This is a genomic window from Corallococcus sicarius (assembly GCF_003611735.1).
Classification (GTDB): domain Bacteria; phylum Myxococcota; class Myxococcia; order Myxococcales; family Myxococcaceae; genus Corallococcus; species Corallococcus sicarius.
The window spans coordinates 13,844-40,365 of record NZ_RAWG01000063.1 but is presented as its reverse complement, the minus strand read 5'-3'; the positions used below and the strand labels follow the sequence as shown (position 1 = coordinate 40,365).

The window sequence follows — 26,522 nt, the reverse complement described above, 5'->3', positions numbered from 1 at the left end:
CCCGTGAAGCGCGCTCCCTCGCCCCTCTCGCCGCCGCCCGCCTCCTCCACCCGGAAGCCAAAGCCCCTGGCCGTCCCCTGGGAGACGGCCAGGGGCTTTGGCTTCCGGGTGGAGGAGGCGGGCGGCGGCGAGAGGGGCGAGGGAGCGCGCTTCACGGGAGGACTTTCCTTCGGCTCGGGTGCGGACACGGGAGAGGCTACTTCAGGGGACGTCGTGGCGGGCGTTGGAGGGGGAAGAGGTTGCTTCAGCGCTGGGTCCACCTGTCGCGAGGAGGAGGACGTTACCGGCGCTTGCCGTGCAGCAGGCGGAGCCTCCGAGGGTGTCACAAAGCGCCAGAGCACGAGGCCGCCCAGGAGCACGGCGAGCCCCACCACGAAGGCCCCTCGCGCGGTCGCCAGTCCACGCCGGGCAGCCGGGGCGGGCACCTCTTGTGACAGTACTGGAGGCGCCTCGGGGGCGAGTTGAACAGGGGGCCTGGGAACGTGGAAGGGCTCCCGCCAGGCGATTCCCACCTCGGGCAGCAGCGCCGCCAGCTCGCGCCGCATCACCTCCGCCGTGGGCGCCCGCTTCTCCGGGGCGCGGGCAACGAAATGGAGGACGGCCGCCCCCAGCGCCGCGGGCACCCGAGGGTTGAGCGAATGCGGCGCGGGCAACTCCAGCCGCCCACCCAGGAACATGGCCGGAGACTCACTCCAGGGGCGCGCAATCGTCAGCAAATCGTAGAGGCAGATGCCCAGCGCGTAGACGTCATCCGTGGCCTTGAACTCATAGCGCGCTTCGGACTCCTCGCCATGCTCGCGCAGGAACTTCGTGGCCTCGGGGGAGCGGTAGCGCCGGGTGCCGGGCGGCAGGGGGCCCTCCGTCAATTCGGGCGCCCGCGCGTAGCTGCCCACCCCGAAGTCCAGCAGGAAGGGCTCGCCGTCGGAGGCACGCACCAGGATGTTGCTCAACTTCAAGTCCCGGTGGAACACGCTCCGTGCGTGCACGTGGGCCAGGGCGGAAGCGAGCTTGACGAAGAGGACCGTCACCTCGTGCGCCGTGGGGTGCGTCTTCTCCAGCCACTCGCCCAGCGTGTAGCCCTCCACGTAGTCCTCGACGACGTAGAGCCAGCCCCGTGTCGCGTCGTTCCAGCGGCCGTGGGCGTACGTGCGCACGATGTTGGGATGGCCGCTCACCTGGGCCAGGCAGACCAGCTCCCGCATCAGGCGCGCGTCCGACTGCTCCGCGTCTCCACTGCTGGCGCGGTGCATGGCCATCTTCAGCGCGAAACGCTGGCCCTCCTTCTCCACGAGGTAGACGGCGCCGAAGGAGCCCGAGCCCAGGGGCTTCACCACGCGCCAGCCGTCCACCATCTGCCCGGGCTTCAAGCTGGCGGGAATGAAAAGCAGCATGGCCCGCGCTTCTAGAACACCAGGGAAGGGATGAGAAGGCGCCGCGCTCCCGTGCTGTCGCGCAGCTCCACCCGGAGGGCGGCGTCTTCGGGCCAATCCTCGCCGCGGGTTTCCACCACGACCCGCGCCTTCTCGCCGGGAGCGATGTGAGGCTCTCGCAGCGCCACCGTCGCGGCACGGGAACGTCCACCCCCCACCGAAAACAGCCGGGCCTCCGTGGGCGTCCAGGGCGCCGTCCCTTCATTCGTGACTGCAAGCGAGAGCGCGACCCACCCTGTGCCTCGGAAGGCGGTGACACGCTCTACCTTCAGCCCGTCAGTGGGATTCAACGACTTGTCCAGGAGGTCTTTCGCTTGGACGCCGTCAACGTCCATCGTCCCGGTCAGGATCATGCCCGAGGGCCCCGTGGCCGCGTTTCGGGTTCGGAGGACTTCCAATTCAGCATCCTTGCCCGCGCACGCGGCGCGCACCTCGTCCAGTTCGGCCTGTACCGCCTCGGCCGTGCGTGGCAGCCGCAATACCTGGACTTGCACATCCACCTGTGATGCGTTCCAGACGAGGGCGAACACGGCGCGTGCCGGGGACATGCCGTCCGCGAAGGGCACGGTCAGCAGGACGCGCTCCCCAGGAGTGAACTCCCCCGTGGGCCTGAGCACGATGCTTCGGGAATTGACCTCGAACAGAGCGAACTGAAGGCCCGTGTTTCCAGACGTCACGGCATCGCGGTCCACCGGAGCGTCGAACTCCAACGCGGTGAGGAACCCCGGAGCGACGTGCAGTTCCACCGGCGTGTCGGCCACGGATCGGGAGAGCGTCACCCGCCGCTGCGTCAACTCACGCCCTCGTGGAGCCTCCTGGGCGATGACGTCCGTGCCCAGCAGGAGAAAGGACAGCAGAAGCAACGGACGGGAAACCAGAAGCACCGGCGGGCAACCTCCGAGAAGACGCCGCCGACCGTAGCAGGCAACGAAGGATGTTCATGGCGAGGCTCCCGGCCAGCAAGCCCGGTGGCGATGCCATCGTGGGCCTTCGCTTGACTCTCCCCCAGGGGGAGACCGCCACCCTCCGCGCATGTCACCCAGACACACGTTTCGGAGGAAGGTCATGGCGGTAGCCCTTGGAGCACTCGTCCTGCTGGTGGGCGCGGCGGCGGGCACCTGGTGGTGGATGGGGCGAGCGCTCTTCCATCCGGGCACCGTGGAGCAGGCGCTGGCCGCGCGGGGCGAAACGCTGGAGGTCCCCCCGGGACAACGGGCGGATGCCCCGTCCTGGCAGGTGGCGCCGGACGTGCAACTCCACCACAGGGTCGTGGGCGAGGGGCGTGACGTCGTCGTCGTGCACGGTGGCCCCGGTCTGCCCCCGGCGGAGCCCTGGCGCGCGGCGGTCATCACGGGCGACACCCTGCGCTGGCACTTCTATGATCAGCGAGGCTGCGGTGCCTCTTCGCGTCCCTTCACCCATGCTCCACCCGGCGGCACGTGGCAGGCCATGCAGGCGGTGGAGGCCCGACTGGGACTCGCCGCGCAGCTCGCGGACCTCGAGCGCATCCGGCGGCTGCTCGGGAAGGAGCGCCTCACGTTGGTGGGACACTCTTTCGGAGCCCTGGTGGCCGCACTGTACGCCGCGGAGTGGCCGGAGCGGGTGGAGGCCCTCGTGCTGGTGGCACCCGCTCCGCTGGTGACGATGCCCGTTGACGAAGAAGGCGACCTCTTCACCCAGGTGCGGGCCAGGCTGGACGCGGAAGGCCAGCGCGCGCTGGCGGCATGGATGAAGCACTCCTTCGACTTCCCCGCGCGCCTGAAGGACGACGAGGCGCACCTCGCCGAGCACTTCGCTGGCTTCGGACCGCTGTACGTCCAGGCCCTGCGGAGGGAGCGTCCCCAGGCGCGGCTGCCTGGCTCCGGTGCCGCCGGAGGCTTCCTCACCCTGGGGCTCTACCTGAGCCTGGGACGCCATCACGACTGGAGCGACTGGCTGCGCCGGGTGCGCGCGCCCACGCTCGTCATTCACGGGGCCGAGGACCTGCAGCCGCGCTCCGCCACCGTCCGCGTGGTAGAAGCCTTGCCCCACGCGCGGCTGGTGGAGTTGACGGGCAGCGGGCACTTCCCCTTCGAGGAGCAGCCCGAGGCCTTCGCGGCCACGGTGCGCGCATTCCTCGCGGAGATGGAGCGGTGATGGGACGGATGTATGCCATTGGCGAGATGTCGCGCATCACCGGCTTGAGCGTGAAGGCGCTGCGCCTCTACCAGGAGAAGGGACTGCTCGAACCCTCGCGCGTGGACCCCTCCTCCGGCTACCGGTACTACACCGAGCGCGACATCCCCCTGGCCCACACCCTGCGCGCGCTGCGCGACCTGCGGCTGTCGCTGGAAGAGATTCGCGGAGTGCTCGCGGAGCTGAGCCAGGGTGCCTCGCTCGCGGAGCAACTGGCGCGCGTTCGGGCCCGACTCGCCGAGGAAGCCGCCAGCGCGCAACGCTCCGTGCTGGCTTTGGACACGCTGCTGCGGCACCAGGCCCAGGCGGAGGAGTACCTGCGCGCACCACCGCCGCTCCTCGAGCACTGGCTCCCGCCGGTCCGCGTCGCCGTGCATCGCGCACGGGGGCGGTACTCAGACGCGTCGGAGGTCTTCCCTCGACTGCTGGCCACGTGCGGCCCCCACGTGGCCGGTGCGCCCTTCTGCCTCCTGCACGAGGCGGAGTACCGCGAGGACGACGCGGACCTCTCCTGGTGTGTCCCCCTGGCACCCGGGGCCACTCCGGAGGGCGTCCATGTCGAGGAATTGCCCGAGGTGCAGACGGCCGTGATCGTCCACTCCGGCCCTCCCGAGTCGGTGGGCCCTTCCTGGGCCCGCCTCTTCGCCCACCTCCATGCGAAGGAGCGCACCCCGTCCATTCCCCTGCGCGAGACGTACCTGCGCGTGGCCACGAAGGATGGCGCTTCGTGGCTGACCGAACTCGCGCTGCCTTGGGTGGGGAGCGGGCTTCGAAACAGGACCTGAGCGAAGTGCAGGGGCTGAAGCGCATCGGCAGCAAGGCCCGAGCGGCGACGCGGGGTCGGCATAGAGTCATGGCCATCGCCGGAACCTCACCCAGGAGCCACACCATGCAGCTGATGTCGAGCAGTGCCATCGTGACGGGAGCAGGACAGGGCATCGGGCTGGGAATCGCCGCGCGCCTCATGCGGGACGGCACCAACGTCCTGCTGTTCGGGCGGACGCCGGAGAAGCTGGAGGCGGCCGCCGCGGAGCTGAACCGGGTGGCGGAGGGCCGCACCCGGGCCGTGCCCTTCGCGGGAGACGTGGTTCGCGCGGAGGACGTGGCGCGAGCGCTCGAAGTCGCCACGCGCGAGTTTGGCCTCCCGGGCATCCTGGTGAACAACGCCGGAACGGCCACCGTCCGCACGCTGCTCGACTTGCCCGAGGCGGAATTCGACCAGGTCATGTCCATCAACCTCAAGGGGCCCTTCCTGTTCACCCAGGCGCTCGCGAAGGCGCTCGTCGCCGCGAAGCAGCCGGGCTCCATCGTCAACATCTCCTCGCTGAACCAGACGGCGGTGACGGACGGGCTGTCCCACTACTGCGCCTCCAAGGCGGGGCTCGCGAACTTCTCGAAGGCCGTGGCTTCGGAGCTGGGGCGTTATGGCATCCGGGTGAATGTCGTGGCCCCGGGCGCCATCCGCACGCCCCTGGCCGAGGTGGCCGGCCTGGGGAAGGGAGCCATGGCGCAGGGCTTCCTCGCCCACACGCCGCTCGGGAAGTCGTGGGGCGAGCCCGATGACGTGGCGAAGGTGGTGTCGTTCCTCTGCAGCGACCTCGCGTCCTGGATTACCGGAGACACCATCGCCGTGGACGGCGGCAATCACATCCGCGGACTGCACAGCTACGCGGACGCGCTGGGCCTCACCCGGCCCGTGGACGGGTAGGGGCCGGGACCGCAGGCCTTCCTGTCCTCCGCTCAGGCCGCGCGCGTCGGGTCGCCAGCGTTCCACGCCACGCCGTCACCGCGGTCCATCGTCTCGATGGTGGCCATGTCGGCGGCGTCGAGCGTGAAGGAGAACAGGTCGGCGTTCTGCCGCATGCGCTGGGGTTGGGTGCTCTTGGGCAGCACCGGGTACCCCTTCTGGATGCCCCAGCGCAGCAGCACCTGCGCCTCGCTCACCCCGTACCGGGCGGCCATTGCCTTGAACGGGGAGTCGGCGCGCTGGCCTTCAGCCCGCATCTGTTCGGTCTTCGCGCTGTTGTGCCCGGGGGCCACCCGCCACGTCGAGAGCGGCACCAGGCTGCTGTAGGCGATGGCGGTGATGCCGCGCCGGGTGAGTTCCCGCACCAGCGCGGGCTTCTGCGACCACGGGTGGAGCTCGATCTGGTTGGCTTCGGGCATCGGTAGGCCAGCGGCTTCGAGCTCCTCGATGTGAGAGACATTGAAGTTGCTCACCCCGATGGCGCGTGCCTTTCCCTGTGCCTTGAGCTCGATCAGGCCACGCCATTGGGCAAGCCGCTGCTCGCGGTCGAAGGGCGCGTGGATGAGGTAGAGGTCGACGAAGTCGAGCTGCAGCCGCGCGAGGCTCTCGTGGAGCGAGGCGATGGTGGTGGCGGTCGTCTTCGGCGTCTGGCCCCACGCCGCGTTGCCCGGCCACAGCTTGGTGGTGATGAACAGCTCGCGCCGGGTCACCTCGCCGGCCGCGATGGCCTGCCGCAGCGCCTCGCCGACGCCGCGCTCGTTCTGGTAGACCTCCGCGGTGTCGATGTGCCGGTAGCCGGCGCGAAGGGCTTCGCGGACCGCGCTGGTCGCCTCCGCGTCGGGGATGAGGTAGGTCCCGAAGCCGAGCAGGGGCATCTCGACGCCTGGGCTGAGGATGCGGGTGTGACGTTCGGTCATGGTGCGTCTCCGGCTGGGGTGTGCACGTAACGTACGGCGCGGGCCCTGGACGCGCCTGCCCAAGCCTCTGCGTGTTGTGCCCAATCCTCTCTAGGAGTAGAGAATCGAGCGTCCGCCTACGGCCCTTGCTACCGTCTTCCTGGGAGCCGGCATGGACCTCGAACGACTCGCACAGCAAGCCTTCAGGCTCTTTCCGGCACCGTCGGACGACGGGCCGCAGGTGATCCGCCCGCTGCCCGGCCTGCGGCTGTTGCGGCACCACCGCCCCACGGCCTTCGAGGGCTCCATCTACGAGCCCGTCATCTGCCTCATCGCCGCGGGTCGCAAGGAGACGACCTTCGGCGGGCGCACCTTCGGCATGAGCGCGGGCCACTGCCTGCTGATCAGCCACGACCTGCCGGTGCGCTCCCGCATCACCCGCGCGCCGTACCTCGCGCTGCTGCTCGACGTCGACCTCGGACTCCTGCGCAGCGTGCACGCCGAGGTGGGAGACGCCGCGCCACGCGGCGAAGACGCCCGAGCCCTGGAGGTGCATCAGGCGGCGCCTCCGCTGGTCGAGGCCCTGCACCGCTTTCTCACCGTCGCCTCCTCGCCGGTTGAGGCGCGGGTGCTCGGCCCGGCCATCGTGCGCGAGCTCCACTACCGGCTGCTCATGGCGCCCTTCGGCGGCATGCTGCGGGGGCTCATCCGCCACGACAGCCAGGCCAGCGCCATCACCCGCGCCATCGCGCACATCCGCCGCGACTTCCGCGAGCCCATCACCATTCCCCTGCTCGCGCGCGAGGTGGGCATGAGCGCGCCCTCGTTCCACAAGCACTTCAAGGCGGTCACCGCGTCGACGCCGCTGCAGTACCAGAAGGAGCTCCGCCTGCTGGAGGCCCGGCGCCTGCTGCGCGCGGGGGAGGCTTCGGTGTCGGCGGCGGCCTTCGGCGTGGGCTACGAGAGCCCTCACCAGTTCAGCCGCGAGTACGCGCGCAAGTTCGGTGTTCCACCGAGCAAGGACCTCGTGCGTGTCTGACAGCACCTGATGAAAGGCAGGGCTGGATCCTACGCAGGCTCTATCCAGGCATTTTCAGGCGCTGTCAGGAACTTCGCCGGTTCGCACGAGAAGAAGAGTGTGAGGGTTTCTGCCGTGCCCTGACCGCGGGCACCTTTCCACGTGTCTTCTGTTTCGCCGCTTTTTTCGCATTCTTGCGCGGCTTTGCTCCAGACACGACCTCACGCATCTCGTCGTTGAACTGCTTGATGAACATCATCGCATTCATGAGTGCGTCCACAGGCCCTTGACCGAAGATGGGCGTCACCTTGGTCAGGTGCCCCTCGATCATGACCGGCGTGTACCAGCAGCGCTCCTGCGGGAGGTGGACAGGCTGCCCTACCGTGAGTCTCGAAGTGCGCCGTTTGCCCTGGGGAGTGGTGTATCTCCAATAGTCATCCGCGATAGGAGCTTCGATCGCGGTCAGCTTCGGGCGCCAATCATCTTCAGGCACATGTCACCTCAGTGGTTGGATTGGGCGGGAGGGCCGAAATACGCATTGCAAAAGACGATGCATGCTTCTTTGGAGGCCCTGCTGGTCGCCCAGCATGCTCGCCTGATCGCATTCTGCCTTGCAGTCCTGTCAGGGAGCGCCCGACAGAATGACTCCATGGCCTCACCGCCGGCCTCGCATGCCTGCGTGCATGCAAGTGACTTCCAGGGGTTTTTGGTATTCGGTTCATGTTCCTCGCCTGGAACTGCGGAAGCCGAATCCGAGGCCAAGGTCCTCTCTGGAGTTGCGGCCTCGCTCATGGAGAGATCCTGGGAGGCCGTGCTCCGCCACTGGGAGGAGGGTCCCGTTTCACTTGCCTGCGATGCCAAGGAAAGCCTTGAGGCAGGAGTTGTCGTGCACGCAAGGAGAAGTGTGCAGACGGGGAGTGCACGGAGCCGAGTCATAAGAGCCCACCAACATAGGGGTAGTTCTCTCAGCAGCCAATGCCTCGGTGCGAGCCGAGCCGGAGACCTTCCTCATGGGCGAACCGCTCCCGGAAGGCCCGCAGGTTGGGCCCGTCCCCGCCGCGCTCCCACACCGCGAACACCACCCGCTCGAAGACACCGGGGAACGCTCCCAGGGCGTTGGCGAAGGCATCCGCCGCGTCATTCGGATTGTTGCGGAACGCGCCGCAGCCCCACGCTCCCAGCACCAGCGTGCGGTGCCCGTGGTGCGCCGCCACCTGGAGCACCTTGAGGGCCCGCGCGTGCAGCACCTCACGCAGGCGCGGCACCAGGTGCGGCGCATTCCGCTCGGCCGAGCCGGCGTTGGGCGCGGGCGCGGTGATGAGGGACACGCCGAAAGGCTGCTCCAGCAGGTTCAGTCCCTCGTCGCGGAAGAAGGGCACCTCCGGCGAATAGATGAGGTGGTCCGTGTACAGCGGCGAGCGATCCGCCCGGTTGGCGTCGTAGTAGTCGCGCTGCGTGAGCAGGCTTGCGTAGAGCGCCGAGCAGCGCGCCAGGTCCTCCTCCTGCGCCTTCGCCCCGCCCAGGAAGCCGCCGCCCGGGTTCTTCGCGGACGCGAAGTTGAGCGCGACGACGCCCGCCACCCCCTCCGCCTCCACCAACCGGCGCGACGCGGCGCCCGTCTTCTCGGACGTGACCTCGATGCGAGGCGCGACGCCTCCCGCGCGCGGCTCGGGCCAGGGTAGCCCGGCGAAGTCACCGGGCCGGTAGAGCACCGTCCCTCGCAGGGCGCGCTCCACCGACTCCCGGAACAGCACCGGCTGCCCGGACGGCGATACGTACTCGCCCCGCTCCACGATCCCCACCGTCTCCTTCGCGATTCCGCTCAGCGACATGTCCTGCTCCCTGTCTGGCCTCATCTTCGTGTTTAATGTACACGAAGATGAGCACAGGGTCCTGACAGGTGGCCGGTGTTCAGCGCAGGAAGGAGAGGAACTCCTGCGCGCTGAGCTGTTCGAGCTGGAGGGCCCCGGGGTCGAAGGGGAGGCGGGCGAAGAAGTCCTGTGCGCCGAGGGCGGCCTCGCGCACCACGAGGAGCTTCTGGGCCAGGTGGCTGAAGAGGGCGCGGAAGTAGCCGGCGAGCAGGTGGCAGCGCGGCTCCTCCGAGCGGCCCATGGCCTCCGCCAGGGCGCTGCGCTCCAGCGTCAGCACGAAGGCGCCGGACGCGCGCGCGGTGCCGAAGTCCACGGAGAGCTGGCCCCAGCCCTGGCGCTGGAGGGTGCGGGCCACCGTCTCCACGGCCTGCTTGATGGGCAGCTCCCGCAGGGAGCGGGAGTGCTTCTCCAGCGTGTCGGCCTCGAAGTCCACGGTGGCCAGCCGCCCCCAGCGAAAGCCCCACTCGGCGCAGAACATGCCCCAGCTGCGCGGGGCCACCCGGTCGAAGGTGCTGCGCAGCGAGGCGAAGAAGAGGGGGCTGGCGTTGACGGCGCGGCGCTGCACGGCGTCTCGCAGCACGCCCTGGCCCTGCTCGTTGGGGGCCAGCTCCTGTTGCAGCGGCGCCTTCAGTTCCTGCGGCACCTCCCGGCGGGCCGGAAAGAATTGCCTGCGGTTGATGAGCAGCAGCACCCGCCCCTGCACGCGCGAGCGCACCAGCTCCACGCCCACCTGCTGGGCGCCGAACTTGAAATCGAAGAGGTAATCGAAGCGCGTCACGCGCTCGGTGTGGTCGGGCCGCACGAAGTCGCGGACGCGGCCCTCGAACTCGGCCGTCGCGGTGCAGGGGGCCACCTGGCGGAAGAAGTTCCTGCCCACCACCTGCGTCCGGTCCAGCCGCGCCAGCCGGGACTCGGCCAGGTTGTATTGGAGGATGGTGCCAATGGCATCCAGGGTGATGACCCCGTAGGGCAGCGTGTCCAGCTCCTCGTCGCTGCGCTCGTCGAGCGTGAGCGGATCCATCGGCGCCGTGGACAGCTCGGACTCGGGAAGCTGCTCGGGAGGAGGGAGCATGGGCGGCCCAGGCAATGAGAGTCCGGCCCCATGACACGGGCGCTGCCGCCCGCGGTCCTGAGTCCTTCATCCGACGTATGCGTCTTGTCGGAGCGCTTACGCGCGAGCCCGCGAGACGTTTCCGATGCGCGCGCATCTCGCGCTGCGCGGAGCCGTGGGCCTGGACCTGGATGGCGTGCGCGTGGATGGACGTCGCCGGTGGAACTGGGCTCCCGGGTTCGAGCTGGGGCTGGAGCGCTGAGCGCGCGATGGTTTCCACCGCCGCGAATCACGGGCAGCCCCAGCACGTCATTCGCCGGACGGTCAAGCGACATCTCCGGGAGGCTCCACCCACCAGGGTCAAAGGCATATCTCGTGACCGCGGCCGACGAGGCGCTCCACCGTCTCTCGAGAGTGGTGGCCTTCGAACACGGGGAGACGAACATGCTGAAGAGCTGCTGGAAGAACAGGGTCCTGGTGGCGGCGCTGGCGGCCTCCATGTCCACGCTGGGCACGGGCTGCGACGACGACGATGAAGTGACGCCCCCGTCGAACACCGACACCGTCACCGACACCACGCGGCTGCGCGTCATCCACGGGTCGCCGGACGCGCCGGCCGTGGACATCTATGCCGAGGGCCAGACGGCACCGCTGTTCTCCAACGTGCGGTATGGCGACACCACCGCGTACGCCACCGTGCCCGCGGGCACGTACAACGTGCAGGTGCGCCCGGCCGGCGCCCCGGCCACCTCCGAACCGGTGTACTCCACCGGCCCGCTGACGCTGGACACGGGCGCCACCGTGAGCGCACTGGCCGCGGGCCTGCTCACCTCCACGGACAATGCGCAGGCCTTCCGCGTGCTGCCCCTGGCCGAGGGCTTCGGCGCGGCGGCGGACGGCCGGGCGCGCGTGCGCATCGTCCACGCGGGCGCGGATGCTCCCACCGTGGCGCTGGACGTGGGGGATGACGGCTCCTCCGAGGTCACGGACCTGCAGCGCTTCCAGGACACCGGCGCCGCTGGCGTGGACCTGCCCGCGGGGCAGTCGTTCCAGGTGGGCGTGCTCGCGGGCGGAAACAAGGTGACGGCCTTCACCCTGCCGGCGCTGCCCTCGCGCGGCGAGGTGTTCGTCATCGCCACCGGCCAGCTGTCCGCGAAGCCGAACGCGGCCAACGGCTTCAGCCTGCTGGCGGCGGACCTGGGCTTTGTCCGTCAGAACCCCGTCGTCTATGCGCTGCACGGCTCGCCGGATGCGCCCCCCGTGGACATCTTCACCGGCAACGCCGAGCTGGTGGATGACCTGAGCTTCGGTGAGCTGTCCGCGCCCCTCCAGGTGCCGCCCGGCGTGTATCCACTGGATGTCTTCGCCCACGCTGCGGGCGCCACGCGTCCGGCCGGCAACCCCGCAGCCACCGACACGACGCCCACCCTGGTGGCCGGTGAGCGCTACCTGGTGGTGGCCGCGGGCTTCCTGTCTCCCGCGGTCACGGACCCCGCCGACTCCACCTTCGAGCTGCTGGCCTTCGCCGACGGCTTCACGCCCGACGCGGACAGCCTGAGGTTGCGCGTGGTGCACGGCTCGCCGGATGCGCCCCCCGTGGACGTGTCGCCGCTCGTCAACGGGCTGGTGCCCGCCGACGCCACCTTCAACGACCTGACCTACCGGCAGGCCTCCGCGCCCGAGGGTGTGGAGCTTCCGGCGGTGCAGGCCCAGGTGGGCGTCGTCGCGGCGGCCGCCACCAACCGCACCCCGGCGGCCCGCTTCCAGCTCGACACCGCACCCTTCATCGGCAAGGGCGTCTTCGCGGTGGCTGCGGGCGCGCTGTCGCCTTCGGAAGCATCCGAGGCGCCCTTCCGGCTCATCGCGGTGGACACCAGCGTGTCGCCCTGGGCCGCCATCACCCTTCAGCCTGAAGGCCCGTAGTCCTCTCCGGTGCGCGCCACGGTGCTTCTTCCGCGCCGTGGCACCCACCTTCCTCGCTCTGCCCTGGAGCCATCCCGAGAGCACGCACACCTGCGCGTCCACGGCGGCGGGCGAGGCGGGCCCGCGCTGGAAGGCGGGGGACTTCGCGCTGCGCTGAGCCGTGGGCCTGGACCTGAACGTGTTCGCCCGGCTGTGGCAGGCCACGGACAAGCTCGTGGTCTCGAAGTCGCTGCGCGAGGTCCAGAGCCAGCGCACCCGGCTCATCCCGAGCCTCGATGCCGCCGCGTTGAAGCAGCTCAAGCTCAGCGCGCAGAAGGACCTGAGCATCGCCGGTCCAACCCTTGCGTCGTCCTTCCTGGCGCAAGGGCTGATCGACGAGGTCGCCGTCACCTACGCGCCGGTCGCTGTCGGAGGCGGCACGCCGCTGTTCAAGAACCTGCCGAGCGACCTCAAGCTCCAGCTGCTCGAACAGAGGACGTTCAGGAGCGGCGCCGTCTTCGTGCGGTATCGCGTCAATGCGGACGGAGCCGCCGCTACCACCGGCCCTGGAGGCTCTGCATGAAGTTGTAGGGGTAGCCCAGCTCCAGGGCGCTCGCGTCATCCAGCCGCTTGAACTGCGCGTCGTCCAGCTTCAGCTCGGCGGCCTGGAGGTTGTCCTCGAGCTGCTCCACGGTGCGCGCTCCGAAGATGACGGAGGTGACGGCGCGCTTGCGCAGCAGCCACGCCAGGGACACCTGGGAAGGCGAGGCCTTCAGTTCGGCGGCCACCGCGTCCACGGCCTCCAGGGTCCGCCAGTTCCTGGGGGTGTCGAACCCGGCCAGCCGGTCCTTCCACTTCGCCAGGCGCGAGGAGTCCGGCGGCGGCTGACCCTTGCGGTACTTGCCCGACAGGAAGCCACCGGCCAGCGGGGACCACGGGAGGATGCCCAGGCCGTGCTGCTCACAGGCCGGGACGTGCTCGCGCTCCAGCTCGCGGCACACCAGGCTGTACTGGGCCTGCAGCGCCACGAAGCGCGAGAGGTGCTGGGCCTTGCTCGTCCACACGCTGTCCACCAACCGGTAGGCGGCGTAGTTGCTGGCGCCGATGTAGAGCACCTTGCCCTGGCGCACCAGGTCCTCCAGCGCGCGGAGCGTCTCCTCCTCGGGCGTGTCGATGTCCTGCATGTGCACCTGGTACAGGTCGATGCGGTCCGTCTGCAGCCGGCGCAGGCTGCCCTCCACCGCGGTGCGGATGTGGTAGCGCGAGGCGCCCGTGGCGTTGGGGCCCTTGCCCATGCGGAAGCGGAACTTGGTGGCCAGCACCACGTCGTCGCGCCGTTGGGATTGGGTGAACCACTGGCCCACCACCTTCTCCGTCAGCCCGTCGTTGCCGTAGACGTTGGCGGTGTCCCAGAAGTTGATGCCCGCCTCCAGCGCGCGGTCCATGATGGCGAAGGACGTCTTCGTGTCGGCCGCCACCCCGTGCATCATCGAGCCCTCGGTGGGCTCGCCGAACGTCATCGTCCCCAGGCACAGGGTGGACACCTTCAGGCCACTGTTCCCCAGCTTGCGGTACTCCATGCGTCACCTCCGTGTGGCGGCGTGCGCCGCGAGGCCCTGGGGCTAACCCGCCCGTGTGCCGCTCGCCACCCGGAAAGCGTTCACGGGTTCTGCGTGGCCCGCGACGCGAGCAGAGCGTCGACCTGGTCGACGGACGTCAGGTAGTCGAACAGCGCGGTGCCCAGATACTCCGGCACTTCCAATTGCGGGAAGTGGCCTACGCCATCGAACTTGCACAAATTCGCTCCCGGACGCACCTGCTGCCATCGGCGCAGGTGCTCGGGCTTCACCAGCCTGTCGGCCATGCCCCAGACGAGCAGGAACGGGATGTCCGCGAGCCGGCCCAGGGACTGGCCCTGCGCGTCCATCCACGGCCCCTCGTGGGACGCGGAGCGCGCGAAGCCCCAGGTGCCCATCCGCGAGGCCCGGTCCGGGAACTGGGAGATAAAGGACCGGTGAAGCTCCCGCGTCAGCTTCCCGCGGCGGCCCCAGGACAACTTCACCATCACCCGCGCGGAGAAGTTCCCGGCCAGGTACAGCCACCGCATCAGCGCGTTGTCGATGTTCGGGGCCTTCAGGTCCCACAGCCAGCTTTGGATCACCGTGAGGCTGATCACCCGCTCCGGCGCGGCGATGGCGAGCGGCAGCGCGATGGGGCCGCCAAAGTCATGCACCACGAGGTGGAAGCGGCCCAACTGCATCTGCTCGAACCAGGAGCGAAGATTTTCCACGTGCCAGGGCAGGGTGTACGTGCGCCAGTCGCCGGGCCGGTCGCTCTGCCCGAAGCCGAGGTGGTCCGGCGCGAGGACGCGGTACGACGGCGTGAGCTGCTGGGCCACCGTGCGCCACTCCTGCGAGGACGACGGCGTTCCATGCACGAGCACCACGGGCGTGCCCGTGCCTTCCTCCCACCAGGCCATCTCACCGCCAGGGACCCGCAGTCGCTTCATGGTCTGTCTGCCTTTCTCTTGCGTGACGGAGCGGTGGCGGGCCACCGGCTCGCCGCGGCGCGAATCACCGCGGCGATGGGGTAGTCGCCATCGTGCTGCACGTACTGCTGCGAAATGCCATCCACGGTGGCGAACAGGAGCAGCGCCTCGATGCCGGGCTCCCGCACGCCGCGCTGCCGGAGCGCCTGCTCCAGTCGCTGGTGGAACTGGTGCATCAGCTGTGCCAGGGGAAGCTCCAGCCGCGCGAGCACCTCGGGCTGATGCCGCAGTCCATAGCCCAGCCGCCAGAGGTCCCGGTGCTCATCAAGAAGTGTCACGGCGGACTCGAGCATCGTTGTCACAAAGTCACGGGCGGTAGGCTCCCGGTCGGCGTCGTCCAGGGTGCGCGCCACGTCGGTCATCGACGACTGCATCAGCGCGACGAGCACCGCCTCCTTCGATTCGAAGTGCGCGTAGAGCAGTCCCGCGGCGATGCCCGCCTCCTGGGCGAGGGCACGCACGCTGGTTCCGTCGAAGCCGTGCCGGGAGAAGAGCCGGACCGCGGCCTGGAGCACGCGCTCCCGCGTCTTCTCCCGAAGGGCTGAGTTCGCATCCGCCGTACGAGGCATGGCGGTGATGTTGAATGAACGTTCGTTCAATGTAAAGAACGAGGGGGCGGCCCGGGCGCACGGCGCCCCGGCCCCCCTGGGCGATGGTGGGTTCTAGAGGTGCTCCTTGAAGAATCCGACGGTGCGCGCCCACAGGCGCTCGTTGATGGCCGGGTCGAACACCATGTGTGTCATTCCGCTGAGAGGCAGGAATTCGTGCGGCTGGCCCGCGCGGAAGAGCGCGTCCGACAGCTTGAGGGCGTGGGTGAAGAAGACGTTGTCGTCGGCCGTGCCGTGGATGAGCAGGAGCTTGCCCATGGGGCTGCCCGCCTTCACGTGGGTCAGCAGGGAGCTCTGCTCATAGGCCTCCGGATGCTCCTGCGGCAGGCCCAGGAAGCGCTCCGTCAGGTGGGTGTCGTAGTCCCGCCAATCCGCCACCGCGGACACCGCCACCGCGGCCTTGAAGACATCCGGCCGCTTGAGGACGGCCAGCGCGGACATGTAGCCACCGTGGCTCCCTCCGGTGATGCCCACGCGGTTCAGGTCCAGCTCCGGCACCACCTGGGCGAGCGCGCGCAACGCTGCCACCTGCTCCTCCAACAGCGCCTCCGCGAACACATACTTCGGCTTGCGGTCCTTCGGGCTCGCCTTCAGCAGGGTCCCCCGTCCGTCGAGCTTCACGACCAGGAAGCCCTGGTCCGCCATCCACTGGGACAGGAGGTGCTCCACCAGGTTCTGACGGACCATGGTGGTGCCGGGGCCCGCGTAGATCTCCACGATGACAGGCAGCTTCACGCCTGGCTTCGCGTTTCGCGGGCGGACCAGGGACGTCCAGAAGCCCTCCTTGCCCACCTGCCGCACCTCCAGCCGGGGCTGGAAGGGAGGGGGCTTCGCGAGGGACGGAATGTCGCCCACGCGCGAGCCGTCTGCCTTCATGACGACCGTGTGCCGCAGGCTCGTGGGCCCTTCCGAGCTGACGATGAACGCCTCCCCCTGCCGGGACATCTTGCCCGCCTCCATCGCCGGGCCTCCGGTGGTGACGCGGGTGGGCTTTCCGCCTCGCTGCACGCGCCAGAGGTAGCGCTCCGGGGTGTGGGGCCCTCCCAGGAAGTAGAGCGTGTCTTCCTTCTCCACGTAGCCCACGAGCTGCTGGAAGCCGGCCTCGGGAGGGACAAGGGAGCGCACGAGCTTGCCGCTCGAGTCGCGCAGCTCCACCTCCGGGGCTCCGCTGCGTTCGGTGTACCAGAGGAAGCCGCTGCCATCCTCCAGCCAGCTGGGGAAGGTCTGATCCAGGTTGAGCCAGGCCTCATCCTTCTCCACGTGAAGCGTGCGCGTGCGCCCCGTCTTCACGTCCGCCGCGAGGAGGAGCTCCTCCGTCTGGGTGCGGTTCTGCACGAGCAGGGTCAGCGGGCCGTTCTTCGGCCAGGTCACGGTGGCCAGATACGGGTACTTCTCCGCATCCCAGCTCACCCACGTCGTCTTGCCACCCGTGACGGGGATGACGCCCAGCCGGACCCTGGCATTGGCCTTTCCGGCGCGAGGGTAGGAGAGCTGCTGCGCGCCCTGCTCGGGATTCGAGGCGTCCACGAGGGTGAGCTTCTCCACGCCGCTCGTATCGGACTCCGTGTAGGCCAGGGCCTTCGCGTCCGGGCTCCACCAGTAGCCGGAGAAGCGATACATCTCCTCCTGGGCGATGAACTCCGCCAGCCCATGGGTCTTCTCCGGCGTGCCTCCGGTCGTGACGCGACGCTCGGTGTTCGTGGCCAGGTCCACGCGGTACACGTCGTTGTCGCGGACATAGGCCACCTGCGTGCCGTCCAGGGAGAAGGTGGGGGTGATGGCGCCGGGGCCCGTCTTCAGCTCCGTCACCTTGCCGGACGCGCTCGCCACGACGTAGAGCTTGCCGGAGAGCGCGACGAGCAGCTTCTCGCCGTCCTCGGACCAAGCGTAGAAGGAGAAGCCCCGGGTCCTCGTCCGCGTGCGCTCACGCCGCGCCTTCTCCTCGGCGGAGAGCGTCTCCTCGGCGCCCTTGAGGAGGGCCTCGGGGGTGAGGAACTCGCGCGTCTGCCCGGTGGCGACATCGAAGGCGAAGAGCGACTGCACGTGGGTGTTGGGCGCGTTGCGGAGGAAGAAGACCGTCTTCGCGTCCGGGGTGAAGTTCGTGCTCCGGGGGTGACCGCTCCTGAAGAATTGGGCCTCCATGATCTGGAGGAAGGAGGTGTCTGGCTTTGGAGGCTGCGGGGCCGGTGCCGCGGGCTTCGATTGGGCGAGGACCGGGAAGCTCAGCAGCGCGAGGGCGACGAGGAGGATGCGCATCGTGGGGCTCTCCTTTCACGGGGCTGGGAAGATACCACCCGCACCTCGCGGGCTTGTGCGCGGTAGCTTCCACGGGGATGTGCCCTCACGCGGTCCCCTGGAGAACCCCGCCATGCGAATCCGAGTCCTCTTTCCCCTGTGTCTCACCGGCCTGATGCTGGCCTGCGCCACGCCGTCCCGTCCGACCGACACCGCGTCTGCTGCGCTGAGCGACGGCACGCCGGTGCAACCCTGCACGACGCCCCCGCCGACGGGCGTTGGCGGCGTGGTGGTGGACATCACCGCGGACTCGGAGGGCAAGGTCCACTTCAGCAAGAAGACGGTGCCGGTGCCTCCCGGGCAGACCGTGACCTTCGTGTCCCAGGTGCAGCAGGACCGGTGCATCGGCGTGTCGGACTACACCATCTTCGCGGGCAACGTGACGGGACCGCTGCTGGTGCCCGCGTGCCAGAGCGCCTCCTGGACCCTGAACGCCAGTGATCAGGCGAAGCAGTACCCGATGTGGGCGTGCGCGAAGAGCGACTGCACGGAGTGCACGCAGCCCCAGGGCGTGAAGGAGACCATCAACGGCACCCTGGAGGTGTCGGGCCGCGGCGGGGACTAATCCGGCGGCAGTCGCGCGAGGGCGCGCCGCAGGTCCTCGCGCAGTCCGTTCGCATCCCTCCAGCCAGGGCGCGCGGTGAGCAGCGCCTCGGTGAGGGACAGGCCCTCCTGGAGTCGCGGTCGCGCGTCCTGGCCGGTGCGCTCCTGCCAGGCCGCCCACTCGCGCAGGAAGGCGCCGAAGGCCAGGCGCTGCTCCAGGTTCTCGGGCTCCAGCTCCAGGGCCTTCTGGAATGAGCGCGCCGCCAGCTCGAAGGCCTCGTTGGAGTCCGTGCCCCAGCGGGCCGCCACGGCCTGCGTCTCTCCCTGCCAGCGCCACGCCTGCGCGAGCTTCGGGTTGAGCTTCAGCGCGCGCTCCAGCGCCTCCGCGGCACGCGCGGTGTCTGGATTTGGATCCCTTCGCTGCTTCAGCGCGAACGCGGCCAGCGTCTGGTGCACCTGACCCAGGTTGGCCCACGGCTGCGCGAGCCCGGGCAGCAGGGTGGTGGCGTGCTGGAGCGCGGTCTGTGCTTCCTTCGCGCTCGCGGTGGGGTCCTCGCCGCGCAGCAGCTTCCACGTGGCGCGCCACGCTCGCACTTCGCCCAGGTTGTTGTGCGCGAAGCCCACGGTGGGCGCGATGGCGATGGCCTGCGTGAAGGCCCGCTCCGCTTCATCCAGCAGGGGGCCCGGCGCATCGCCGCGGTCCCACGCCTCGCGTGCCTGGTCGAGCAGGACGGTGCCCACGCCGTTCTGGAGCGGCGGCAGGCGCGGGTTGATGGCCACGCCCTGGCGGTAGGCCTCCAGCGCTCGGGCAAGCCCCGGCCCCGCGTCCCCTCCGTGGTCGCGCAGGCGCAGGGCGAGCGTGCGGTGGACGTCGCCCAGGTAGAACCACGGCACGACGTGGCCCGGGTCGATGGTGCTCGCGCGCTCCAGCGCCGTGCGGGCCTCTTCCAGGTCGGCGGCCGGTGACGGAGCGCGCGGATGGTTCGCGCGGTTCACGTACGCGGTGCCCAGGTTGATCCACGCATCTGGCCGCTTCGCATCCAGCGCCAGCGCCTGCCGGTAGGACTCAATGGCCTTCGCGCGGAAGGGCAGCGAGTCCCCGCCGCGTCCGTCCTCGGAGTCTGCCCACACCTTGAATACGAGCCCCTGGTCCAGGTGGAAGTCGTAGTCGCGCGCGGACTCTGGGATGCCTTCAAAGGCAGACACGGAGGCCTGGAGTTGTTCGCGGGCGTCCTCGTTCCGGTTCTGCCGGTAGCGCGCCCACTGCCACCAGCCCATCGCCAGTGCGTGGCGCGCTTCCACCTTGTCGGGTGCGAGCCGCAGCGCCTCCTTCGCCGCCTCGATGGTGCTGGTGAGGAGCGGTTCCACCTCGCCCCCGTTGTTGACGCGATGCTGGGCGACGCGGCGGTGGAGGCGCGCTTCGAGCACCCAGGTGTCCGCTTCATCCGGCGCCGCCATCCGGGCGCGTGACACGGCCTCCAGTCCCCGCAGGTACGCGGGCTGCACGTCGCCCTTGCCGGAGAGCTCCAGCAGCAGGGCCTCCTGTTCCAGCTCCGCCCTCGCGCGGTACACGGCGGGCACGCTGCGACCGATGCTGGCCGCCGTGTCGTAGGCCTGACGCCCGGCCTCCAGGTCCGCATGGGCCGCATCGCGCTCGCTCGCCAGGGCATGGCGCACGGCGCGGGCGAGCAGGATGTCGCCCCGGAGCAGGGCCGCTTCGTGGAACCAGGGCAGCCGCGTGCCGAGTGCATCCAGCGACTTCAGCGCGTCCTCGAAGCGGTCCTCGTAGAAGGCCCGGAGCGCGTCTGCGTATCCGGGCGCGGCCACCTCCGCGCCCTGGCCCTGTCTCAGGAAGGTCAGCGCCGGGTCTCGCGAATGGGTCTGGGCCTCCTGCCGCTTTGCCTCGCGCTGCGCTGCGTCCGGGATGCGGTCTGCTTCCAATCGCTCGCGCTGGTAGCGGTGTCCCAGCACCAGCGCGAGCGCATACGCCACGCGGGGCTCGTGGTTGCCCTCCGCCCAGGCCGCCTCCAGGTTCTTGAGCGCGGCCTCCTCGTCTCCCAGCGCGAGGAACCCGCGTCCCAGCGCGTAGCGACCGGGCCCCTCCGCAACGGCGCCGGCTTCGCGCATGGCGGTCTCGATGTCGCGCATGCGTGCCTTCAGGGCTTCACGGTCCGGCCGCGTGTCATGCAGCGGAGCCTGACCGGAGTAGCGGGCCTGGGCCTCGATGCGCTCCACGCCTTCGGTGAAGCGGCGGGTGAGGGCCTCGCGACGGGAGACCTCGCGCCGGGCCAGTACGCCCTGGCCCACCACGCCCACCGCCGCGAGCCCGACGACGCTGGCCACCACCACCGCGAGCCGGTGCCGGGCCACCCACTTGCGCACGCGGTACCCCGGGCCCGTGCGCGCGAGGACGCGCTCGCCGTCGAGGAACCGCTCCAGGTCATCCGCCAGCGCCCGCGCGGAGTCGTAGCGGCGTGAGCGCTCCTTCTCCAGGCACTTGAAGACGATGGCCTCCAGGTCCGCGGGGACGTGGGGCGCCAGCTCACGGAGCGGACGGGGTTCATGGGTGGCGACGCGGCTGAGCACCTCCAGGCCGTTGGCGCCGGGGACAGGCGGCTCGCCGGTGAGCAGGTGGTAGAGCGTGGCACCCAGGCTGTAGAGGTCCGCGCGCCGGTCCAGGTTCGTGACCTCGCCCCGGGCCTGTTCGGGCGCCATGTACTGGGGCGTGCCCAGGACGGTGCCTGTCGCGGTGAAGCCCTCGCTGCCGGTCCAGTCGCGCGCGAGGCCGAAGTCCATGACGTAGGGGTGAAGGGTGCCGGCGTCGGTGCGCTCCACCAGGATGTTGGAGGGCTTGAGGTCGCGGTGTACGAGCCCCGCGCGGTGGGCGGCGTGCACGCCGAGCGCGGCATCGCGCAGCACCAGCGCCTTCTGCTCCAGGGTGAGCACGCCGGCCAGGGCATGCAGCGGCTGGCCCGCGACGTACTGCATGGCGATGTACGCGCGGCCCTGGACCTCGCCGACCTCGTACACGCGGCAGACGTTCTCATGGTCCACGCGGGCCTGCGCGCGCGCCTCGGAGACGAAGCGGCGCGACAGCTCCGCGTCCTCGTCGCGAACGAACTTCAGCGCCACGTCGCGGTGCAGGCGCACGTCCTGCGCCAGGAACACCCGGCCCATGCCGCCCTGCCCGAGGAAGCGCACGGGCCGGTAGCGCTCCCAATACGGCACCGGGAACGCAGGCCCATCCATCACGGCGGAGGGAGCACCGCCCGGAGGAAGCGTGTCATCGGGCGAGCGGGGCTCGGGCCCATCATCCCGGTCGCTGTCGTTCCTGGCGCCTCGTGGATCCATCGGAGCCACCCCCAGTTCCTCGCGCAGCGACACGAGCGAATCGAACGAAATCCGGCCGCGCTCCACGAGCAACTGCAGCGGCGAGCACCCGCGCCGTGCGGCCTCCGCGCGCAGGGCCTCTGCGTCCTCGCGCGAGACCAGGCCCTCGGCGAGGGCCACCCTCAGCTCTGCCTCGTCCATCTCTCGCACGTGAAAGGAACCCCCGATGGCCGGGCAGCGTACCGCGCATCCAACGCGCCGCCTCTTGCGGCGCCGCGCCGCCCGTTCCCAAGATGCGCCCATGAGCTCCATGTGGGTCCTGGAAACGCCACAGCCGCCACCCGACGCGCGCATCGTCTATGGCGAAGCACCCCAGCAGTTCACCGAGCTGCGCAAGCCCCCGGGCAAGGGCCCGCACCCGGTGGTGCTCTTCGTCCACGGCGGCTTCTGGCGCGCGGAGTACGGCCTGGAGCACGCAGGCCACCTGTGCGCGGACCTCACCCAACGCGGCTACGCCACCTGGAGCGTGGAGTACCGGCGCGTGGGCCACGACGGCGGCGGCTTCCCCGGCACGCTGGAGGACGTCGCCTCCGCGGCGGACCACCTGGTGGACGCGGCGCCCTCGCTGGGCCTGGACCTCACGCGCGTGGTCGCCATGGGCCACTCCGCCGGAGGCCACCTCGCCATGTGGCTCGCCGCGCGCCACCGCCTCACCCCACGCCAGGCGCTCTACCGCGACGCACCCCTCAAGCTGAAGGGCGTGGTGTCCCTGGCCGGCGTCCTGGACCTCGCGCAGGGCGCCGCGCTGGACCTGGGCAAGGGCATCGTGAAGACCTTCATGGGCGGCACGCCCGAGCAGTTCCCGGAACGCTACGCCGTCGCCTCGCCCGCCGCGCTCCAGCCGCTGAAAATCCCCCAGGTGCTGCTGCACGGCACCGAGGACGACACCGTGCCCCTCAAGGTCAGCGAGGCCTTCCACGCCCGCGGCCTCAAGCAGAAGGACCCCGTGCACCTCGTGCCGCTCAAGGGCGCGGGCCACTTCGAGCTCATCGACCCGCGCTCCAAGGAGTGGCCCCGCGTCGTGCAGGCCGTGCGCAACCTGCGCTGAGCAGCCAGCCAGCCAGGCCCTCTGCCCCCTGAACGGAGTCCAGACCGGAGGCATGGGACTTCCATCCAACCGGGCCTCCGGATGCGCACCCTGTCATCGGTCCGAAGTCGGGGACGGGAGGAGCGTTCGCATGGCGACGATGGACGTGATGCGCGGGCCGGGGATGGATCGGCTCTCCAATGGGGCGAAGCAGGCCGCGAGCCACCCCTGGGCGAAGAAGCTGGGGCGGATGGGCTACGCGGCGAAGGGCGCCGTCTACGCCATCATCGGCGTGCTCGCGCTGAAGCTCGCGGCGGGCGAGGGCGGTCGCACCACCGACAGCCACGGCGCGGTGGACACGGTGGCGCGCGGGCCCTTCGGCATGGTGCTGCTGTCCGTGCTGGTGGTGGGCCTCTTGGGCTTCGTCACCTGGAGATTCGCCCAGGCGTTCGCGGACACGGAAGAGAAGGGCTCTGACGGGAAGGGGCTCGCCACGCGCGCCATGTACTTCCTGAGCGGCGCCATCTACGCGTCGCTGGCCCTCTTCGCCGCGAAGATGGTGGTGGGCGCTTCCCAGGGGCGCGGCAGGGGCACGCAGGGGTGGACGGCGACGCTGATGGAGCAGCCCTTCGGCCAGGTCCTGGTGGCGCTCGTGGGCGTGGGCATCCTCGGCTTCGCGGTGAAGCAGTTCCACAAGGCGTGGAAGGGGAAGTTCCTGGAGAAGCTCACGCTCACCGGGCTCGCGGGACGCCAGCGGCACTGGGTGGAGCGGGTGTCGCGCTTCGGCATCGCCGCTCGCGGCGTGGTGTTCGCCGTCATCGGCATCTTCCTGGTCCGCTCCGCCGTGGACGCGAACCCGGGAGAGGCCAAGGGCCTGGGTGAGGCCCTGGCCGTCCTCGCCCGGCAACCCGCGGGCGACGTGCTCCTGGGGATCGTGGCGGCGGGCCTGGTGGCCTACGCCGCCTACATGGTCCTCCAGGCGCGCTACCGGCGGCTTTAGAAGAGCCGCCGGCGGCAGGAGCCTCTAGAAGAGGTTCCAGAGGTACTGGTTGGTCACCTCGTGATGGAACTGGATCTCCGCTTCCTTCACGCGGGTGCCCAGCTGCTTGGGGCAACGGTCCGCGGAGTTCACCTTCAGCTCCGCGTACTTGCCCTGCACCTGCTCACCCAGCGTCTGGGCGATGAACTGGCTGCCCTTGAAGAAGCGGATCGCGTCGTAGATGTTGTCCGGCAGGAAGCGCGTGCGGCTGCGCTTGGTCTCCGCGTCCTCCTGCGGCTGCGGCCCTTCCAGGCCCGTCCGCATCAGCGTGTAGAGCACCATGTACGGGTTGGCGTCCGGCGCCACCGAACGGCACTCGACGCGCGCGCTGCGCTCGTTGCCGAACGGGATGCGCACCATGGCGCCGCGGTTGTTCGCGGAGGCCTTGATCTGGTTGGGCGCCTCGTAGTGCGGATCCAACCGGCGGTACGAATTCACGCTGGAGTTGAGGACGAGGCAGATGTCGTTGGCGTTGGTGAGGATGCGGTCGATGAACTCCCAACCCATGGGAGACAGGCCATCCTGCCCGTTCTTGTCGTGGAACAGGTTCTTGCCGCCCTTGGACAGCGACATGTTGATGTGCATGCCGTTGCCATTCACGCCCGTGACGGGCTTGGGCAGGAAGCTGGCGGTGAGGCCCAGCTGCGCGGCCACCTGACGGCACAGCAGCTTGTAGAGCTGGATCTGATCCGCGGCGATGATGGCCTCGCTGTACGAGAAGTTCATCTCGAACTGGCTGGGCGCGACCTCCGGGTGGTCCTTCTCGTTCTGGAAGCCCATGGCGCGCTGGGCTTCGGCGGCCTTGTCGATGAAGGTGCGCAGCGCGTCGCCCGGCAGCGCGTGGTAGTAGCCGCCGATGGAGATGAACTCGAACTTGCCTTCCTCGTGGTAGTGGCGCTCGGCGTCACGGTTCTTGAAGAGGAAGCCTTCAATCTCCGGCGCCGCGTGGAGCACCGTGCCGTCCTTCTGGAACAGGGCGTCCGTGGCGCGCTTGAGCTGGCCACGCATGTCCGAGTGGTACGGCGTGCCGTCACGCTCCAGCACTTCGCTGAACGCCAGCACCTTGCCGGGCCCGAAGATGTCGGAGGGCAGCCAGTAGAACGCGCCCCAGTCGATGTTCAGGCGCAGGTCGCTCTCCGCCTGCGCGGAGAAGCCGCGGATGGAGGAGCCGTCGAAGGTGAGGTTGTCGGCGCTCTTGAGGAGGAACTTCTTGTCGTAGTCCAGCATGTGCAGCCGACCTTCCAGGTCGGTGAAGCACACGGTGATGGCCTTGATGCGCTTCTCGTCGGTCAGGTACTTGATGCGCTCCTCGCGCATCTTCTCCGGCGACACGCGCTGGATGCGCTGTTCCTTCACCCGGAGGTTGAGCTCCTCCAGCTCGTCGTAGGGAATCTCAAGGAAGTCCCGCAGCGGCTTCTGCTCCATGTCCGTGCCTCCAGGCAGGTCCCCCTCCGGATGCCGGAGAGCGGGGACCGCAAAATCTCGGGCGCAGGTATTTACATTCCGCGACTCGAAATCAAGCCTAATTTCCATGGACTGAAGCTTAGCGGGCGGTCTGACACCGTCACGAATGCCCCCACGTCAAGGGACGGGGGGCACGACGCCCCGGCCAGTGGACACTGGGCGCCGCGATGCGTCGTCCGCGTGTCGGCCTTCTGACGGGGTCTACGGCAGCGGTTCCAGCCCCGGGGCGGGCAGGGCGGTGCCCGCGGGCCAGAGCACGTAGGCGGCGCCCCGGGAGTGCTGCCAGGCACGCCACAGCTCGGCGCGCCGGTAGGTGGCACTGGTGGTTTCGTTGGAGTCGAAAGCAGGGTCGTTGACCACGACGTCACCCTCGGCGGTGAAGCCCTTCACGACGATGAGGTGGCCGTCGGTGCGGCGGGAGGCGCCTCCGGCGAGCTCCCCGGGTTCGTACGCGATGCTGATGCTCACGGGGATGCCGGCGGCGATGAGGCGCTCCACGGGGGCGAAGGAGTCGAAGCGGGCGACGAGCCCGTGCAGGGCGCCGTTGGCCATGCTGGCGGCATAGGCGGTGTTGAAGGCCCAGTTGCCGGTGCCCTTGTAGACCCAGTCATAGGTATGGGCGGCGGCGGTGGGCACGGGGTGCTCCAGCTCCGCGACGCCCAGCTTCCGGCTCCAGTAGCCGAGCAGCATGGTGGTGGACGTGGGGGAGCACCAGACCTCGCCACCGTCGGGGTAGATCATCTGCGAGTAGCCCGGCACGTCCAGCACGGTGCCCCACGCGGCGCGGTCCGCGGCGGCGTCCGCGGCGGGCTTCATGCGCGTGTCGGTGACGGCGGCGGCGAGCCCGCGGACGCGGGGGCTGGCGTCGGGGCGCTCGGAGAAGAGGAACGCGGTGATGCGCAGGGCGTCCGCGCGGCGCTTCAGGTTGAGCGTGTCGGTGAACACGTTGCCGTCCGCGTCACCCTGGCCGTCCACGCTGTGGCGCGCGACGGTGGCCGCGTCGAAGGCCCAGACGCCCAGCTCGTAGTCCTTCGTCCAGGTGCCCTCGATGCGCGCGGCGACGGTGAGCTTCACCCAGGTGCCCGGAGGTGTCTGCGCGTCGAAGGACGGCACCACGCTGTCGAAGCCGCCGGGGACGGACTGGACCTCCGAGGTGGCGGTGCCGAAGCGGAACGTGCCGCCGTTGTAGAAGGTGCCGCCGTCCAGCCAGCCGCCCGCGGGGAAGGGGTCGGTGCCCTCCTTCGCGGTGGTGTCCAGCTCCAGCGCGCCATCCGGGGCGACGCGGGTGCCGTCGCGGCTGAAGCGCGCGAGGTCGCCCGTCGCGGCGCTGCGCTGCCACAGCCGCGCCGGGGAGCCTGCTTCCGTCTGCGGCGCGTCCGTGGACGGTGACGGTGACGAGGAGGCGCAGGCCCCGACGAAGGAGGCCTGCAGGACGGCGGAGAGGAGTCGGGCGCGGGCGTTCACCGCGTGATTGTCGCAAACGCCCGTGTGGGCTCACAAGGCGGAAACCGGGAAAGC

The 26,522-nt window shown here is 69.8% G+C and carries 22 protein-coding genes; 9 read left to right on the top strand and 13 right to left on the bottom strand.

The annotated features are described in order from the left end of the window. Positions 1–1,391, bottom strand: a 1,391-nt coding sequence (locus D7X12_RS12775; RefSeq protein WP_147443625.1) for a serine/threonine protein kinase, incomplete at its 3' end; no start/stop codon positions are given. An 11-nt stretch (positions 1,392–1,402) separates the two neighbouring features. Then, positions 1,403–2,314 (bottom strand): DUF2381 family protein, encoded by a 912-nt coding sequence (locus tag D7X12_RS12770; protein WP_120625550.1) that lies wholly within the window; start codon positions 2,312–2,314, stop codon positions 1,403–1,405. 181 nt (positions 2,315–2,495) lie between these two features. Here D7X12_RS12770 and D7X12_RS12765 point away from each other — a divergent pair, with 181 nt between their 5' ends. From D7X12_RS12765 to D7X12_RS12755, 3 genes are all read left to right on the top strand, one after another. Then, positions 2,496–3,566 carry an alpha/beta fold hydrolase gene (locus D7X12_RS12765; RefSeq protein WP_120625549.1) on the top strand — a complete coding sequence of 357 codons (1,071 nt, stop codon included), beginning with the start codon at positions 2,496–2,498 and terminating at the stop codon, positions 3,564–3,566. Further along, positions 3,566–4,390, top strand: a complete 825-nt coding sequence (locus tag D7X12_RS12760) for a MerR family transcriptional regulator (RefSeq protein ID WP_120625548.1) — start codon at positions 3,566–3,568, stop codon at positions 4,388–4,390. The genes D7X12_RS12765 and D7X12_RS12760 overlap by 1 nt, the downstream gene beginning before the upstream one ends. Positions 4,391–4,494: 104 nt before the next feature. Further along, positions 4,495–5,313, top strand: coding sequence for an SDR family NAD(P)-dependent oxidoreductase (locus D7X12_RS12755; protein ID WP_120625547.1), 819 nt, complete (start codon positions 4,495–4,497; stop codon positions 5,311–5,313). Positions 5,314–5,345: 32 nt separating this feature from the next. Here the strand turns inward: D7X12_RS12755 and D7X12_RS12750 are convergent, their stop codons facing one another. Next, positions 5,346–6,269 (bottom strand): aldo/keto reductase, encoded by a 924-nt coding sequence (locus tag D7X12_RS12750; RefSeq protein WP_120625546.1) that lies wholly within the window; start codon positions 6,267–6,269, stop codon positions 5,346–5,348. 151 nt (positions 6,270–6,420) lie between these two features. On the opposite strand from D7X12_RS12750, the gene D7X12_RS12745 reads away from it, so the two are divergent. Further along, a complete protein-coding gene (locus D7X12_RS12745) occupies positions 6,421–7,287 on the top strand; it encodes an AraC family transcriptional regulator (RefSeq protein ID WP_120625545.1) in 867 nt (288 codons plus the stop codon). A gap of 64 nt (positions 7,288–7,351) precedes the next feature. Here the strand turns inward: D7X12_RS12745 and D7X12_RS42350 are convergent, their stop codons facing one another. The 3 genes from D7X12_RS42350 to D7X12_RS12735 all read right to left on the bottom strand — a co-directional run bounded on the left by D7X12_RS42350 (position 7,352) and on the right by D7X12_RS12735 (position 10,209). Further along, the gene (locus tag D7X12_RS42350; RefSeq protein WP_147443624.1) at positions 7,352–7,759 is read right to left on the bottom strand and encodes a hypothetical protein; all 408 of its coding nucleotides are present in this window, start codon (positions 7,757–7,759) and stop codon (positions 7,352–7,354) included. Between the two features lie 472 nt (positions 7,760–8,231). Further along, complete coding sequence (locus tag D7X12_RS12740; protein ID WP_120625544.1) at positions 8,232–9,098, bottom strand: TIGR02452 family protein; 867 nt, start codon at positions 9,096–9,098, stop codon at positions 8,232–8,234. Positions 9,099–9,177: 79 nt separating this feature from the next. Next, a complete protein-coding gene (locus D7X12_RS12735) occupies positions 9,178–10,209 on the bottom strand; it encodes a V4R domain-containing protein (protein ID WP_120625543.1) in 1,032 nt (343 codons plus the stop codon). Between the two features lie 423 nt (positions 10,210–10,632). Between D7X12_RS12735 and D7X12_RS12730 the strand changes: the two genes are divergently transcribed. Then, positions 10,633–12,111 carry a DUF4397 domain-containing protein gene (locus D7X12_RS12730; protein WP_158620040.1) on the top strand — a complete coding sequence of 493 codons (1,479 nt, stop codon included), beginning with the start codon at positions 10,633–10,635 and terminating at the stop codon, positions 12,109–12,111. Positions 12,112–12,271: 160 nt separating this feature from the next. Then, positions 12,272–12,673 (top strand): dihydrofolate reductase family protein, encoded by a 402-nt coding sequence (locus tag D7X12_RS12725; protein WP_120625541.1) that lies wholly within the window; start codon positions 12,272–12,274, stop codon positions 12,671–12,673. On the opposite strand, the gene D7X12_RS12720 is transcribed toward D7X12_RS12725, so the two are convergent. The 4 genes from D7X12_RS12720 to D7X12_RS12705 form a co-directional block, all read right to left on the bottom strand. Beyond that, positions 12,645–13,670 carry an aldo/keto reductase gene (locus D7X12_RS12720; RefSeq protein WP_120625540.1) on the bottom strand — a complete coding sequence of 342 codons (1,026 nt, stop codon included), beginning with the start codon at positions 13,668–13,670 and terminating at the stop codon, positions 12,645–12,647. The genes D7X12_RS12725 and D7X12_RS12720 overlap by 29 nt on opposite strands. An 80-nt stretch (positions 13,671–13,750) precedes the next feature. Further along, a complete protein-coding gene (locus D7X12_RS12715; RefSeq protein WP_120625539.1) occupies positions 13,751–14,599 on the bottom strand; it encodes an alpha/beta fold hydrolase in 849 nt (282 codons plus the stop codon). Continuing rightward, positions 14,596–15,237: a TetR/AcrR family transcriptional regulator gene (locus D7X12_RS12710; RefSeq protein WP_147443623.1), complete on the bottom strand. Its 642-nt coding sequence runs from the start codon at positions 15,235–15,237 to the stop codon at positions 14,596–14,598. The genes D7X12_RS12715 and D7X12_RS12710 overlap by 4 nt, the downstream gene beginning before the upstream one ends. A gap of 63 nt (positions 15,238–15,300) precedes the next feature. Further along, positions 15,301–17,502, bottom strand: a complete 2,202-nt coding sequence (locus D7X12_RS12705; protein WP_120625537.1) for a DPP IV N-terminal domain-containing protein — start codon at positions 17,500–17,502, stop codon at positions 15,301–15,303. A 112-nt stretch (positions 17,503–17,614) separates the two neighbouring features. On the opposite strand from D7X12_RS12705, the gene D7X12_RS12700 reads away from it, so the two are divergent. Beyond that, on the top strand, positions 17,615–18,106 hold the full coding sequence (locus D7X12_RS12700; RefSeq protein WP_120625536.1) for a hypothetical protein: 492 nt from the start codon (positions 17,615–17,617) through the stop codon (positions 18,104–18,106). Here D7X12_RS12700 and D7X12_RS12695 read toward each other — a convergent pair. Continuing rightward, entirely contained in the window at positions 18,103–21,615 is a 3,513-nt protein-coding gene (locus D7X12_RS12695) for a protein kinase domain-containing protein (protein WP_244224515.1), read from the bottom strand. The two genes, D7X12_RS12700 and D7X12_RS12695, sit on opposite strands and share 4 nt — an antisense overlap. A gap of 100 nt (positions 21,616–21,715) precedes the next feature. Between D7X12_RS12695 and D7X12_RS12690 the strand changes: the two genes are divergently transcribed. Continuing rightward, positions 21,716–22,522: an alpha/beta hydrolase family protein gene (locus D7X12_RS12690; RefSeq protein ID WP_120625535.1), complete on the top strand. Its 807-nt coding sequence runs from the start codon at positions 21,716–21,718 to the stop codon at positions 22,520–22,522. A gap of 130 nt (positions 22,523–22,652) precedes the next feature. After that, positions 22,653–23,501 carry a DUF1206 domain-containing protein gene (locus D7X12_RS12685; RefSeq protein WP_120625534.1) on the top strand — a complete coding sequence of 283 codons (849 nt, stop codon included), beginning with the start codon at positions 22,653–22,655 and terminating at the stop codon, positions 23,499–23,501. A gap of 24 nt (positions 23,502–23,525) precedes the next feature. Here the strand turns inward: D7X12_RS12685 and D7X12_RS12680 are convergent, their stop codons facing one another. Both D7X12_RS12680 and D7X12_RS12675 read right to left on the bottom strand, forming a co-directional pair. Beyond that, positions 23,526–24,965 (bottom strand): glutamine synthetase family protein, encoded by a 1,440-nt coding sequence (locus tag D7X12_RS12680; protein ID WP_120625533.1) that lies wholly within the window; start codon positions 24,963–24,965, stop codon positions 23,526–23,528. Positions 24,966–25,205: 240 nt separating this feature from the next. Beyond that, positions 25,206–26,468, bottom strand: a complete 1,263-nt coding sequence (locus tag D7X12_RS12675) for a C39 family peptidase (protein WP_120625532.1) — start codon at positions 26,466–26,468, stop codon at positions 25,206–25,208. Positions 26,469–26,522: the final 54 nt, after the last annotated feature.

Coding starts and splice junctions, on each gene's coding strand:
- D7X12_RS12735 (WP_120625543.1), bottom strand. CDS start 10,209: ATGCTCCCTCCTCCCGAGCAGCTTCCCGAGTCCGAGCTGTCCACGGCG.
- D7X12_RS12745 (WP_120625545.1), top strand. CDS start 6,421: ATGGACCTCGAACGACTCGCACAGCAAGCCTTCAGGCTCTTTCCGGCA.
- D7X12_RS12680 (WP_120625533.1), bottom strand. CDS start 24,965: ATGGAGCAGAAGCCGCTGCGGGACTTCCTTGAGATTCCCTACGACGAG.
- D7X12_RS12700 (WP_120625536.1), top strand. CDS start 17,615: ATGCGAATCCGAGTCCTCTTTCCCCTGTGTCTCACCGGCCTGATGCTG.
- D7X12_RS12720 (WP_120625540.1), bottom strand. CDS start 13,670: ATGGAGTACCGCAAGCTGGGGAACAGTGGCCTGAAGGTGTCCACCCTG.
- D7X12_RS12740 (WP_120625544.1), bottom strand. CDS start 9,098: ATGTCGCTGAGCGGAATCGCGAAGGAGACGGTGGGGATCGTGGAGCGG.
- D7X12_RS12750 (WP_120625546.1), bottom strand. CDS start 6,269: ATGACCGAACGTCACACCCGCATCCTCAGCCCAGGCGTCGAGATGCCC.
- D7X12_RS12715 (WP_120625539.1), bottom strand. CDS start 14,599: ATGAAGCGACTGCGGGTCCCTGGCGGTGAGATGGCCTGGTGGGAGGAA.
- D7X12_RS12755 (WP_120625547.1), top strand. CDS start 4,495: ATGCAGCTGATGTCGAGCAGTGCCATCGTGACGGGAGCAGGACAGGGC.
- D7X12_RS12685 (WP_120625534.1), top strand. CDS start 22,653: ATGGCGACGATGGACGTGATGCGCGGGCCGGGGATGGATCGGCTCTCC.
- D7X12_RS12760 (WP_120625548.1), top strand. CDS start 3,566: ATGGGACGGATGTATGCCATTGGCGAGATGTCGCGCATCACCGGCTTG.
- D7X12_RS12730 (WP_158620040.1), top strand. CDS start 10,633: ATGCTGAAGAGCTGCTGGAAGAACAGGGTCCTGGTGGCGGCGCTGGCG.
- D7X12_RS12690 (WP_120625535.1), top strand. CDS start 21,716: ATGAGCTCCATGTGGGTCCTGGAAACGCCACAGCCGCCACCCGACGCG.
- D7X12_RS12695 (WP_244224515.1), bottom strand. CDS start 21,615: ATGGACGAGGCAGAGCTGAGGGTGGCCCTCGCCGAGGGCCTGGTCTCG.
- D7X12_RS12705 (WP_120625537.1), bottom strand. CDS start 17,502: ATGCGCATCCTCCTCGTCGCCCTCGCGCTGCTGAGCTTCCCGGTCCTC.
- D7X12_RS12765 (WP_120625549.1), top strand. CDS start 2,496: ATGGCGGTAGCCCTTGGAGCACTCGTCCTGCTGGTGGGCGCGGCGGCG.